The organism is Halobaculum sp. D14, from assembly GCF_051195135.1.
Taxonomy (GTDB): domain Archaea; phylum Halobacteriota; class Halobacteria; order Halobacteriales; family Haloferacaceae; genus JBNTKA01.
Genome location: NZ_JBNTKA010000003.1, coordinates 290,195 through 302,151, shown reverse-complemented (window position 1 = coordinate 302,151; position 11,957 = coordinate 290,195). Strand labels below are relative to the sequence as shown.

Below are 11,957 nucleotides of genomic sequence, written 5' to 3'. Positions count from 1 at the left end.
CCGTCGAACGTCAGCCGCCCGCTCCGGCTCCGTGACGGCTGGCGGTCGCTGTCGCCGCTTTCACCGCCTGATGCGTCCGGTCGTCGCTCTCGGTCGGCGTGACGCCTCGTCGCTCCGGAAGCCGCGGCCGAGACGCGCAGTCCCCTTCGGTCCGCGTCCGGCAGACCGGAACGTGAAACTGTGCGCGCATCCGCCGAGCCATCTCATCGCGGCTCGTCGCCATCGGCGGACGAACAGCCCGCCCCGACAAAAGCGATTGGTATGTGTTCACAAGCCGCTTCGGCGAACTGAACGCGACGAGGCGACACGGACCACTTTCACTTCCGCCGCGCGCGTGGCTCGCTTTGAAGCCCTGTCCGGCCGTCACTGGCAGTGATGCCCACGAATCCATCCGTCGCCGACCTCCGCGGACGCCTCGAATCGGCGTGGCAGTCGTTCCGGGACGAACTGTCCGCGCCCGACCAGCGGCGCTTCGACCGGCTGTTCGAGTACGTCGGCCTCCACAGCGACGCCGACACCACGGCCGACGCCCGCGACGCCGCCGGCGAAACCACCGACGCAGGCGCGGCGCATCTGTACCCCGACCGGGTCGCGAAACTGCTGTTCGCCGTCGACGTCGAACAGGAGCGCCGACTCGACGACCTCGACGACCGCGTCGCCGCCATCGAGCGCGACCTGAACCCCGACCTCCGGACGGGGGAGCGGGCCGCCGACGGCGACGAAGCGGGCGCTGGGAGCCCAGCGGCCGACTCCGACGGCGGCGAACAGGCTGACCGCGCCGGCGACGACGACTGACCGAGGGTCGACGGCGCGGCCGCGACACGGGAGGGATGCGTTTTTGCGTGGCGCGGTGAACCTCGCGGTATGTTCCCGCCGCTGGCGTACCTCGAATGGATCGACGGCCGGCCGGCCGCAGCCGACTACGACCTCGGCACGAGCGACCTTCGGCTGGCGGAGACGCCCGACGGCGCGGAGCCGGTCCCGCCGCGGCTCGCCGGACTCGACGCGCCGGCCGGCGACGCGTCGCTCGCCGCGCTCGTCGCCGACGAATACGGCGTCGCCGAAGACCGGGTCGTCGTCACGGCGGGCGCGACCCACGCGAACTTCGTCGCCGCGGCGACGGCCTACACGCTCGACGACGGCTGCGCAGCTGCCGCGGACGCCGAAGTCGGCGGAGCGGACACCGGAACCGACGACTCCGCCGGCGGCGCCCGCACCGGCCGAGACGCCGGCGGCGACGAGGACGAATCCGGGCCGCGAGCGCTCGTCGAGGCGCCGGGGTACGAGCCGCTGGTGGAACTGCCGCGGGCGCTCGGCGCGCGCGTCGAACGGTTCCGGCGGCCCGCCCCCGAGGCCGAACTCCTCCCGGACCGGGTCGAAAACGCCGTCGTCGCCGCCGGGTCCGAGGAGATCGCGCACGTCACCGTCACGAACAGGCACAACCCGACCGGGCGGCTCGAATCGCGCGACGACCTCGCGGACGTGGCGGGGGTCGTCGCCGACCACGAGGGCTACCTGCTCGTCGACGAGGTGTACGCGCCGTACACCGCCGAACCGGTCGACGGCCGCGGCTTCGGCGGCCCGACCGCGGCCGGGTTGCCGTCGACGGTCGTGACGGGGTCGCTGACGAAGTTCCACGGCCTCGGCGGACTGAAAATCGGCTGGCTCGTCGCCCCGCCGGAGTTCGCCGAGTGCGCCCGCGCCGTCGAGGCGCACGTCCCGGCGGTCGCCGAGCCCAGCGTCGCGCTCGCGAAGCGGCTGTTCGCCAACCGCGACGACCTGGTCGCGGAGTCCAGGAAGCGCTGTGTCTCGAACCACGGGCTGCTGGCGGAGTTCGTCGCCGGCCGCGACGACCTGACCGGCCCCGTCCCCGACGGCTCGCCGTTCGGGCTCCTCCGGCACGACACCGCGGACGGCGACGAGGTCGCGCGGGCGGCCTGGGACGCCGGCGTGCTCGTCGTCCCGGGGCGGTTCTTCGGCGCCCCCGACGGCGCCAGGGTGTCGCTCGGAGGCGACGCGGCGGAGTCGGAGCGGGCGCTGGCGGCGTTCGGAGCCGTCCTCGACGGACTCTGAGCCGCGGCGGCCGAAGCGGCGAGCGCGCAGTCACCGACGCGACGCTCAGTTCTCCGCGGACGCCTCGTCGCGGTCGGCGTCGTCGCTGTCGCGGTAGCCGCGGCCGAACGAGATGCCGGCGACGATGCCGAACACGCCGCCGGCCCCGATGAGGAACGCGAGCAGCGTCGACAGCGGCGACACGCCCTCGAACCCGCCGAGCGCGAACACGACGCCGAACACCGAGACGTAGCCGAACAGCGGCATCGAGACGTACCGGTCCATGCGGTCCGATTCGCGCCGACGGGCATAAGCCTACCTCGGGGTCGCAGCAGCCGGCAGGGCTGGCAGCGTCCGCAGCGCTCGTCAGTACGCGCCGTCACCGAAGATCTCGGGCACCGTTCGGCGGACGGATACGAAGCGAAGAAAACGAACGGGAAACGCGGCGAGCGCCGGGCGAGAGTCGGGTGCGATGCCGAGCGGCCGTGCGCGCCGCGTCTCAGTTCCCGACGTTCATCGCGCGCTCGACGACGTCCTCGCTGTACCGCTCTGCGAGGTCGTCGTGCTGGTCGGGGCGGTGCTCGTAGACGTCCTGGAACAGCGTAATCGGCGTCTGCGCCGCCTGGTACGTCGCCTCGTCCCACATGCGGTCCTTCTGCAGGTCGACGTCGACGCCGTCGATTTCGAGGGTCGCCGCCTGCGTCATCGCGATGGCGCCCTTCCCGGCCTCCTTGGCCGCCTCGAACTCCTCCATGGAGTCGACGATGTCGTCGAGGCTCGGCACGTACGCGGTCATGTCGAGCAGCTCCTCGCGGAGTTCGTCCTCGTCGAGTTCGCGCTCGTCGCCGCCGACGCTGAGCACGTAGCCGTCGCCGGTCTCCCGGAGCGAGAGGTCGTCGCCGTCGTACACCTGCTTGCCGTCGACAGCATCCAGTTCGACTTCGTCGCCGTCGACGTCGAGGAGCCAGCGGCCGGTCTGGGGTGGCAGCGGCGCCGTGTTCGCTTCCTTCACCTGCGCCGGCGTGAGCGACCAGATGCCGGTCATCCCCTTCGCGCGGTTCTCCTGCATCCGGGTGCGGTAGCCGTCGATGTCGCGGATGTCGTCGAACGGGCCGTCGACGGCGATGAGGCCGGCGGCGCTGGCGCCGCGGGACGTGTTGTGGCGGAGTTCGGGCCACGGCGGCAGTTCGCCGGTCGGCGTCATCGCACGCATGTCCTTCGTGTAGTCGACCTCGCCGTCCACCAGCAGGAACAGCCGTTCGAGGTTGTTCGACGGCTTCCCCATCTCCTCGCGGAGGTTCCCCATCGCGAGTTCGGCTTCGCCGCTCTCGATGATGACGGACATCGAGAGGCTTCCCTCCTCGAGTCCGTGCTCGTGTTCGACGATGGTGATGAACTCGTCGGCCTTCTTCCAGTCGTCGAGGTCGCCGACCTCCGGGATGACGAAGCCGTCGATGTGGTCGACGGCGCCGTTGTCGGGGTCAGCGATCTCCAGAATCTGCTGGAATCCGGAGTAGCGCGTCGTGGGGCTGTCGCGGTGCCAGACGACGCGCGGGTGAATCTCGCCGGGGAAGTCGGCGCCGTGTTCGGAGACGACGTCGACGATGTTCCGGACGCCCTCGTCGCGCATCGACGGCGCCGTCGCGTCCTCGTTGTCCGGCACCCAGACGTCGGGCGCCTGCATGCCGCGGAGGCCGGCCGCGCTCCGAATCATCTTCGCCGTGTCGTCTTCGCCCTGCACCGCCGTCGGCGAGGTGAAGAACGTCCGAACGAACTCGCGCTCGTAGTGTCGTTCCGTACTCATATCGGTCAGTCGCGGGTTCGGCCGGATTCATCATAAACGTTGATAATAGACGCAGTTTTCCCGCCTGTCGCCGTCCGTCGCACACCACCGATTCACTCAAGTACCGGCGGCCGGGCAGCGGGCCGGAGCGGGGCGCGCTGGAATCGGACGAGAGCGTCGATTGCGCCGCAACGAAGATTTTTACATGATTGTTCCTTGGAGACTGGTATGGCTGCCGAGGACGGAGAGACGGCACGGTGGGACACGTCGGCCGCGTCGCTCGGACACGACCGGCCGGACGTGTCGGCGTACGCGGCGCTCGCGGCCGACCTCCGCGACCGCGTCGCCGGCGAGGTTCAGTTCGACGAGTACGCGCAGGTGCTGTACGCGACGGACGGAAGCATCTACGGGGCGCGCCCGGCGGGCGTCGTCTGCCCGAAAGACACCGACGACGTCCGGGCGGCGGTCGACGTCGCCGCCGACCACGACGTCCCGGTGCTCCCGCGCGGCGCCGGGTCGTCGCTCGCCGGACAGACGGTCGGCCCCGGCTGCGTCGTCCTCGACTGCTCGCGGCACATGGACGACATCCTCGACGTCGACCCGGAGGCCCGCCGCGCGACGGTGCAGCCCGGCGTCGTCCAGGACCACCTCGACGACCGCCTCGCCGACCACGGCCTGAAGTTCGCGCCCGACCCGGCGTCGTCGGCCCGCGCCACGGTCGGCGGCGGCCTCGGCAACAACTCCACCGGCGCGCACTCGGTCCGGTACGGCATCAGCGACGCCTACACCGAGGAGCTCGACGTCGTGCTGCCCGACGGCTCGCTCATCCACACCCGCGAGGTCGTCCTCGACTCCGACGAGTGGGACGACGTCGTCGCCGGCGACGGCCGCGAAGCCGCCATCTACGAGACGGTCCGCGGCCTCGTCGAGGAACACGACGACGAAATCGAGGCGCGCTACCCGACGCTGAAACGCTCCGTCTCCGGCTACAACCTCCACAAGGTCGTCTACGAGAACGACGACGGCGACGACGTCATCAACCTCAGCAAGCTGTTCGTCGGCGCCGAAGGCACCCTCGGCGTCATCGTCTCGGCGACGCTGTCGCTCGTCACGCGCCCGGACAGCACCGCGCTGGCGCTGTACTGCTTCGACGACCTCGTCGACGCGATGCGGGCCGTCCCGGAGGCGCTGGAGTACCCGGTTTCGGCCGTGGAACTGATGGACGCCGAGGTGTTCCGGCTCGCCCGCGAGTCCGCCGAGTACGCCCAGTACGAGGAGCCGATTCCTGACGGCACCGCCGCGGCCCTGATGCTGGAGTGGGACTCCGAGACGGTCCCGCCCGCCGACCGCGACGGCGACGCGGACGACGGCGGGGACGAGCCGAGGGGCCGAGCCGACTTCGAGGCGGCCGTCGCGGACACCACGGCGCGCTTCGTCGACGACGGCGACGCCTTCGACGTGCTCGAAGCGTACTCGGAGTCGGACCAGGCCGACCTCTGGAAGCTCCGGAAGGCGGCGATTCCGCTGCTGATGAGCCTGGAGGGCGACGCGAAGCCGTACCCGTTCATCGAGGACGCGTCGGTGCCGCCGGCCGAACTGGCCGAGTACGTCCAGCAGTTCGAGGCGGTGCTCGACGACCACGACACGTCGGCGGCGTACTTCGCGCACGCCGGCGCCGGGACGCTCCACATCCGCCCGATTCTCTCGCTGAAAGACGAGCAGGGCATCGAGACGATGCACGGCATCGCCGACGACGTGACGGACCTCGTCTTGGAGCACCACGGCTCGTTCTCCGGCGAACACGGCGACGGGCTCGCCCGGACCGAGTTCAATCCGAAGATGTACGGCGAGACGCTGTGGGGCGCGTTCCAGGAGCTCAAGTCGACGTTCGACCCGGACTGGCGGCTGAACCCCGGGAAGGTGGTCTACGTCGACGAGGAGACCGCGGCGGCGCGCGGCTACCCGGAGACCGCCGCCGACACCGACATGCGCGACCACCTCCGGTACGGCGCCGACTACCAGTCCGTCGAGCCGCAGAGCGAACTGGACTTCTCCGAGGAGGGCGGCTTCTCCCACCTCGTCGAGCTGTGCAACGGCTGTGGCACCTGCCGGCAGACCCGCGGCGACGTGATGTGCCCGACGTACCGCGCCTCGAACGAGGAGATGCAGGCGACGCGCGGCCGCGCGAACATGCTGCGCGCCGCCATCTCGGGCGACCTCGACGACGGCGAACTCCACTCCGACCGGTTCCAAGAGGAGGTGCTCGGGCTCTGCGTCGGCTGTAAGGGCTGCCAGTCGGACTGCCCGACCGGCGTCGACCTCGCGAAACTGAAAGCCGAGGTGAAACACCAGCACCACGAGGAGCGCGGCGCCGGGCTCCGCGAACGGCTGTTCGCGAACATCGACGCGGCGAGCCGAGTCGGCTCCGCGCTCGCGCCGCTGTCGAACGCCGCGACGAAGATTCCCGGCGCGCGGTGGGCGATGGAGCGAGTGCTCGGCGTCGCCGCCGACCGCGACCTGCCGACGTTCACCCGCGACACGTTCCGCGACCGGTTCGAGGCGCGCGGCGGCCCGGCCGTCTCCGAAGCCGACGCCGAAGCGACGGTCGTGCTGTTCGCGGACACGTACACGAACTACAGCGCGCCCGAGGTCGGCATCGCCGCCGTCGAGGTGCTGGAGGCGGCCGACGTCCGCGTCGAACTGCTCGACGACCTCGCGCCGTCGGGCCGCGCGGCGTTCTCCGGCGGCTTCCTCGACGTCGCGCGCGACCGCGCCGAGCAGAACGTCGCGGCGCTCGCCCCGCACGTCGACGACGGCGCCGCGGTCGTGTTCGTCGAGCCGTCGGACGCCGTGATGTTCCAAGACGAGTACCGCGACCTCCTCTCGGGCGAGCGCGTCGAAGCCGTCTCGGCGGCGAGCTACGGCGTCCTCGAGTACCTCGACGCTGCGCGCGCCGACGACCGCATCGACTTCGCGGACGCCGACGAGGCGCTGGCGTACCACGGCCACTGCAACCAGAAAGCGACGAACAAAGACCACCACGCCGTCGGGGTGCTGCGCCGCGCCGGCTACGACGTCGACCCGCTCGACACCACCTGCTGCGGCATGGCCGGCAGTTTCGGCTACGAGTCCGAACACTACGAGCTCTCGAAAGCCATCGGGTCGCTGCTGTTCGACGCCGTCGACGAGAGCGACGCCCCGACCGCCACCGCGCCCGGCGCCTCCTGCCGGACGCAACTCGGCGACCGCGACGGCGCCGACGACCGGCCGGCCCACCCGGTCGAGAAACTGGCCGAGGCGCTCGAACCGACTGGCTGAGCCGCTCCGGTCGCCTCAGAACGGCGACTGGCCGCGCAGAATCCCGACCGCGGTCTTCAGCTTCGACGGCTGCCGGACCGCGAGCATCTCGGCGTCCGTCAGTTCGAAGTCGAACACCGCCATGTTCGCCTCGAGGTGTGCGTGGCTCGTCGCCTTCGGAATCGTGGCGACGTGCTCCTGCTGGAGCAGCCACCGGAGCGCCACCTGCGCCGGCGACTTCCCGTACTTCCGGCCGATGCGGGCGAGCCGGTCGTCGTGCAGCACGCCGCCCTGCGCGAGCGGGCTGTAGGCGGCGAGCAGGACGTCCTCGGACTGGCAGTAGTCGAGCAGCTCCGACTGGTCCCAGTACGGGTGGTACTGCACCTGGTCTGCGAGAATCGGCGCGTCGGCGTACTTCCGGGCGGCACGGAGCCGGTCGACGCCGAAGTTGCTGACGCCGATGTGGTCGATTTTCCCCTCCTCGCGCAGCGCCTGCATCGCGTCGAGCGTCTCCGCGGTCGACACGGACGCCGCGTCGGGCTTGATGCGGTCCGGCAGCTCCAGCCAGTCCGGGAGGACCGAGTCGACCCCCGGCACCGCGACGTCGTTCGGCCAGTGGATGTACAGCAGGTCGACCGAGTCGAGCCCCAGCCTGTCGAGGCTCTCCTCGACGCCGTCGACGACGTCGTCGTACGCGCGGTGGTCGCCGTCGAGTTTCGTGGCGACGAACAGGTCATCGCGGTCCACGTCGCGTTCGGCGATGGCGTCACCGACCTGCGCCTCGTTCCCGTACGCCTGCGCCGTGTCGATGTGGCGGTAGCCGAGATCGAGCGCGTCCGAGACGGCGCGCCGGCACTCCGGGCCCTCCATCCGCCACGTCCCCAGTCCGAGCGACGGAATCTCCACTCCCTGAACGGTGAGATACTCCATGCGTCACGGTTCGGGCGGCGACGACGAAAGGGTAGCGGCGCCGAGAGGTCGAGCGCGGCGACGAGCGATCGGGCGCGACGACGAGCGACGACGGCAGCGACGGGCGGCAACGGGCGCAACGGGCGGCAACGAGCGGCGGCGAATCAGTGCCGGCGGGGAGAACCGAAACTCAGCGAGCAGCCGGCTGCCGGGTCGTTACAGCCAGCCGTCGGCGGCGAGCAGTTCGCCGTTCAGCAGCGAGGCCCCCGCCGCGCCGCGAATCGTGTTGTGCGCGAGGCAGTTGTACTTCACGCCGTCCGGAGTGGTCTGGACGCCGCCGGCGGACACCTGCATGCCGTCGCCGCGCATCCGGTCCATCCGGGGCTGCGGCCGCTCGGGCTGGTCGTCGCCGAACACGTGGATGAGCTGGTCGGGCGAGGAGTGGAGGTCGGCGCTCGGCGCGGCGGCGAGCGCGTCGCGGACCTCGGCGGCCGACGGGTCGGCGTCGAGCTCGGCGAACACGTTCTCGAGGTGGCCGTCGAGCGTCGGAATCCGGTTGCAGGAGGCGGAGACGTCCGCCTCGTGCAGCGAGAACGACGCGCCGTCGAACTCGCCGAGCAGCTTCCGGCTCTCGGTCTCCATCTTCTCCTCTTCGCCGCCGATGTGCGGGACGGCGTTGTCGAGGATTTCCATGGACGTGACGCCGGAGTAGCCGGCGCCGGAGACGGCCTGCAGCGTCGAGACGTGGACGCGGTCGAGCCCGAACTCGTCGAGGGCGGCGAGCGTCGGCACCATCGTGATGGTGGAGCAGTTCGGGTTCTTGATGAGCGCGCCGTCCCAGCCGCGCTCGTCGCGCTGGACGTCGATGAGCCCGAGGTGGTCGGGGTTGATTTCGGGGATGGTGAGCGGGACGTCCTCGGCCATCCGGTCGTTCGAGGAGTTCGAGGAGACGACGTAGCCGGCCTCACACAGCGCCGGTTCGACGTCGGCGGCGACGCCGGAGGGGAGCGAGGAGAACAGCAGGTCCAGGTCGTCCGGGATGGCGTCGGGGTCGGTCTCCCGGACTTCGAGTTCGGCGACGTTGTCCGGAATCGGCGTGTCGACGCGCCACTTCGCGGCGTCGCGGTACGTCTTGCCCGCGCTGGCTTCGCTGGCGGTGACGCAGGCGAGGTCGAACGTCGGGTGGTCGTCGAGGAGCTGGATGAATCGCTGGCCGACGGCGCCGGTGGCGCCGAGGATGCCGACTCGGTAGGTCATTGTGTGCCACAGAGGCACACGTGCATAAGACGGTTCGGATTCGGGGGAGGGTGGCGAGGTTTGCCGCGGCCGAAGTCCGTCGGCGACGACCCGGATTCACCGACGATTCCTGACCGTTCAGCCGGAGACGCCGAGGAGTCGCCACCGTTCGGCTCGTCGCTCCGGGCGCGGTGAGACGCCGACGAGTCGCGTCCGTTCGTGTTGAGACGTGTCGGGTCCCGCAGGCGTCGAACGGGCGTCGACTGTCGGTGGCGAGCGGGATTAGAGCGCCTGGTCGAAGGCGGCGTTCAGGTCGGCTTTCATGTCGTCGATGTGTTCGACGCCGACGGAGACGCGGATGAGGCCGTCGGAGAGCCCGGCGGCGAGCCGCTCCTCGCGCGGAATCGCGGCGTGCGTCATCGCCGCCGGCTGCTCGATGAGCGACTCGACGCCGCCGAGGCTCTCGGCGAGCGTGAACACCTCGGTCTCGGAGACGACGGTGCTGGCCTCTTCGAGGCTGCCGTCGAGTTCGAACGACAGCATGCCGCCGAAGTCGTCCATCTGCTCGGCGGCGAGGTCGTGCTGCGGGTGGCTCTCCAGCCCCGGGTAGTAGACGCGGTCGACGGCGTCGTGGTCCTGGAGCCACGTCGCGAGCGCGCGGGCGTTCTCGCAGTGGCGGTCCATCCGGACGGGCAGCGTCTTGGTGCCGCGCAGCACGAGGAAGCAGTCGAACGGCGACGGCGTCGCGCCGACGGAGTTCTGGTAGAAGCCGATGTCGGCGTCGAGCGCCTCGTCGTCGGTGACGAGCGCGCCGCCGACCACGTCCGAGTGCCCGCCGAGGTACTTCGTGAGGCTGTGCGAGACGACGTCGGCGCCGAGTTCGAGCGGGCGCTGCAGGTACGGCGTCGCGAACGTGTTGTCGACGGCGCACAGCGCGCCGTACTCGTGGGCGACGTCGGCGAGCGCCGAGATGTCGTTGACGTTCAACAGCGGGTTCGTCGGCGTCTCCACCCAGAGCAGCTCCGTCGACTCCCCCATCGCGTCGCGGACCGCGTCGAGGTCCGTGGTGTCGACGAAGTCGAACGCGAGGTCGTACTGCTCGTACACCTGCGTGAAGATGCGGTGGGTGCCGCCGTAGATGTCGTCGCCGGCGACGACGTGGTCGCCGGATTCGAGGAGGTTCAACACGGTGTTGATACCGCCCATCCCGGAGGCGAACGCCCGGCCGTACTCGCCGCCTTCGAGCGCCGCGACGTTCTGCTCCATGTCCGCGCGCGTCGGATTCCCGGTGCGGCTGTACTCGTAGCCGCGGTGTTCGCCCGGCGCGTCCTGCTGGTACGTGGAGTTCGCGTAAATCGGCGTCATCAGCGCCCCCGTCTCCTCGTCGGGCTCCTGGCCCGCGTGAATCGCGTCCGTCTCGATGCGGAACTCGCGCTCGTCGTCGCTCATGGAGCCATCTCCGTCGGCCTGCTCTGTGACTCTTGCCATCGCCCGCGAGCCAGCGCCGGTGCCGCAGACAGCCGGACCGACGGGATGCAGTTCGGTTCCGGAGCCGCGGAGCCGTCAGGCGGAGATGTAGTCGTCGTTGATTTCCCACTCGCCGCGGTCGTTCTCGACGAGGTATTCGCCGTAGTACGGGACGCGGTTGTCGACGACGTCGCGGAAGGCGTCGCGGATCTCGTCGCGGGTCATCTCGCCCATCGACCGGAGGTCGTCGTTGCGGTTCAGGCAGCCTTTCAGGTAGCCCTCGTGGGTGACGCGGACGCGGCCGCAGTTCGCACAGAAGTCCGCGTTCTCGACGGGGTCGACGATTTCGACCATGCCGCCGTCGACGAAGTAGCGCTTCCGGTCGTGCATCTCGCGGCGTTCGACGCGGTCGGCGACGTCGGCGAGCCAGTCGTGGACGCGGCCGATGTCGATGTTCCACTCGGGGCGGCCGGTCAGCTCCGGCATGTACTCGATGAGCTGGAGCTGGAGGCCGTCGTTGTCCGCGACGTGTTCGACCATCCCTTCGACGTAGCCGGCGGTGTGCTCGAACACGACCATGTTGAGCTTCACCGGGTCGAGGCCGGCGTCGACGGCGCACCTGACGCCCTCCATCACCTGGTCGTACGCGCCGGACTTCGTGATTTCGGCGAACTCGTCGGGGTCGAGCGCGTCCTGGGAGACGTTGACGCGGTCGAGGCCGGCGTCGACGAGGCCCTCCGCGCGGCCCGGCAGGAAGGTGCCGTTCGTCGTCATCGACGTCTCCATCGAGTCGGGCGTCCGCGCGATGATCTCTTCGAGGTCGTCCCGAAGCATCGGCTCGCCGCCCGTGAACTTCACGGAGTCGACGCCGAACTCGGCGGCGACGTCGAGAAACCGGACGACGTCGTCCGTCCCCATCTCGTCGTCGCCCGGCTCCATCGGCCCGCGAGTGTCACCCAACCCTTCGTTGTGGCAGTAGACGCAGTCGAAGTTGCAGCGGTCGGTCAGCGAGACGCGGACCCCGGTCACCTCGCGCCCGAAGTCGTCCGAAAGCGGGGTCGCCATGCGTACTGATTCGGCCGCGCAGCCTTGAAAGTGCGGGGTGAAACCGCCGAAGCGAAACCAGAAACAGTTACGGAACTGGCTACCGTGTGAGGCTGGCTCGTTGCATCCGGCGGGCCGGTTTCGGACGCGCCGTTCGGGGTGGGAAACC

General features: G+C 70.3%; 9 protein-coding genes. 3 read left to right on the top strand and 6 right to left on the bottom strand.

The window, feature by feature from the left end; translation table 11 throughout:
- Positions 1–375: 375 nt before the first annotated feature.
- A complete protein-coding gene (locus tag ACQUST_RS12440; protein ID WP_435129000.1) occupies positions 376–795 on the top strand; it encodes a hypothetical protein in 420 nt (139 codons plus the stop codon).
- A gap of 69 nt (positions 796–864) precedes the next feature.
- Positions 865–2,073 carry a pyridoxal phosphate-dependent aminotransferase gene (locus tag ACQUST_RS12435; RefSeq protein WP_435128997.1) on the top strand — a complete coding sequence of 403 codons (1,209 nt, stop codon included), beginning with the start codon at positions 865–867 and terminating at the stop codon, positions 2,071–2,073.
- Positions 2,074–2,118: 45 nt separating this feature from the next.
- Here the strand turns inward: ACQUST_RS12435 and ACQUST_RS12430 are convergent, their stop codons facing one another.
- Together ACQUST_RS12430 and aceB are read right to left on the bottom strand one after the other, a co-directional pair.
- Entirely contained in the window at positions 2,119–2,337 is a 219-nt protein-coding gene (locus ACQUST_RS12430) for a hypothetical protein (protein WP_435128994.1), read from the bottom strand.
- A gap of 214 nt (positions 2,338–2,551) precedes the next feature.
- Positions 2,552–3,856 carry a malate synthase AceB gene (gene aceB / locus ACQUST_RS12425; protein ID WP_435128991.1) on the bottom strand — a complete coding sequence of 435 codons (1,305 nt, stop codon included), beginning with the start codon at positions 3,854–3,856 and terminating at the stop codon, positions 2,552–2,554.
- A gap of 207 nt (positions 3,857–4,063) precedes the next feature.
- Between aceB and ACQUST_RS12420 the strand changes: the two genes are divergently transcribed.
- The gene (locus ACQUST_RS12420) at positions 4,064–7,153 is read left to right on the top strand and encodes an FAD-binding and (Fe-S)-binding domain-containing protein (RefSeq protein ID WP_435128988.1); all 3,090 of its coding nucleotides are present in this window, start codon (positions 4,064–4,066) and stop codon (positions 7,151–7,153) included.
- 15 nt (positions 7,154–7,168) lie between these two features.
- Here ACQUST_RS12420 and ACQUST_RS12415 read toward each other — a convergent pair whose 3' ends face one another.
- The 4 genes from ACQUST_RS12415 to moaA form a co-directional block, all read right to left on the bottom strand.
- The gene (locus tag ACQUST_RS12415; RefSeq protein ID WP_435128985.1) at positions 7,169–8,062 is read right to left on the bottom strand and encodes an aldo/keto reductase; all 894 of its coding nucleotides are present in this window, start codon (positions 8,060–8,062) and stop codon (positions 7,169–7,171) included.
- A 195-nt stretch (positions 8,063–8,257) separates the two neighbouring features.
- Positions 8,258–9,298: an aspartate-semialdehyde dehydrogenase gene (gene asd / locus ACQUST_RS12410; protein ID WP_435128982.1), complete on the bottom strand. Its 1,041-nt coding sequence runs from the start codon at positions 9,296–9,298 to the stop codon at positions 8,258–8,260.
- Between the two features lie 261 nt (positions 9,299–9,559).
- Positions 9,560–10,726, bottom strand: coding sequence for a cystathionine gamma-synthase (locus ACQUST_RS12405; protein WP_435128979.1), 1,167 nt, complete (start codon positions 10,724–10,726; stop codon positions 9,560–9,562).
- A gap of 114 nt (positions 10,727–10,840) precedes the next feature.
- Complete coding sequence (gene moaA / locus ACQUST_RS12400; protein WP_435128976.1) at positions 10,841–11,809, bottom strand: GTP 3',8-cyclase MoaA; 969 nt, start codon at positions 11,807–11,809, stop codon at positions 10,841–10,843.
- Positions 11,810–11,957: the final 148 nt, after the last annotated feature.

Bases quoted from the DNA above. Each gene is read 5' to 3' on its own strand.
- ACQUST_RS12440 (WP_435129000.1), top strand. From the start codon at position 376: ATGCCCACGAATCCATCCGTCGCCGACCTCCGCGGACGCCTCGAATCG.
- ACQUST_RS12435 (WP_435128997.1), top strand. From the start codon at position 865: ATGTTCCCGCCGCTGGCGTACCTCGAATGGATCGACGGCCGGCCGGCC.
- ACQUST_RS12430 (WP_435128994.1), bottom strand. From the start codon at position 2,337: ATGGACCGGTACGTCTCGATGCCGCTGTTCGGCTACGTCTCGGTGTTC.
- aceB (WP_435128991.1), bottom strand. From the start codon at position 3,856: ATGAGTACGGAACGACACTACGAGCGCGAGTTCGTTCGGACGTTCTTC.
- ACQUST_RS12420 (WP_435128988.1), top strand. From the start codon at position 4,064: ATGGCTGCCGAGGACGGAGAGACGGCACGGTGGGACACGTCGGCCGCG.
- ACQUST_RS12415 (WP_435128985.1), bottom strand. From the start codon at position 8,062: ATGGAGTATCTCACCGTTCAGGGAGTGGAGATTCCGTCGCTCGGACTG.
- asd (WP_435128982.1), bottom strand. From the start codon at position 9,298: ATGACCTACCGAGTCGGCATCCTCGGCGCCACCGGCGCCGTCGGCCAG.
- ACQUST_RS12405 (WP_435128979.1), bottom strand. From the start codon at position 10,726: ATGAGCGACGACGAGCGCGAGTTCCGCATCGAGACGGACGCGATTCAC.
- moaA (WP_435128976.1), bottom strand. From the start codon at position 11,809: ATGGCGACCCCGCTTTCGGACGACTTCGGGCGCGAGGTGACCGGGGTC.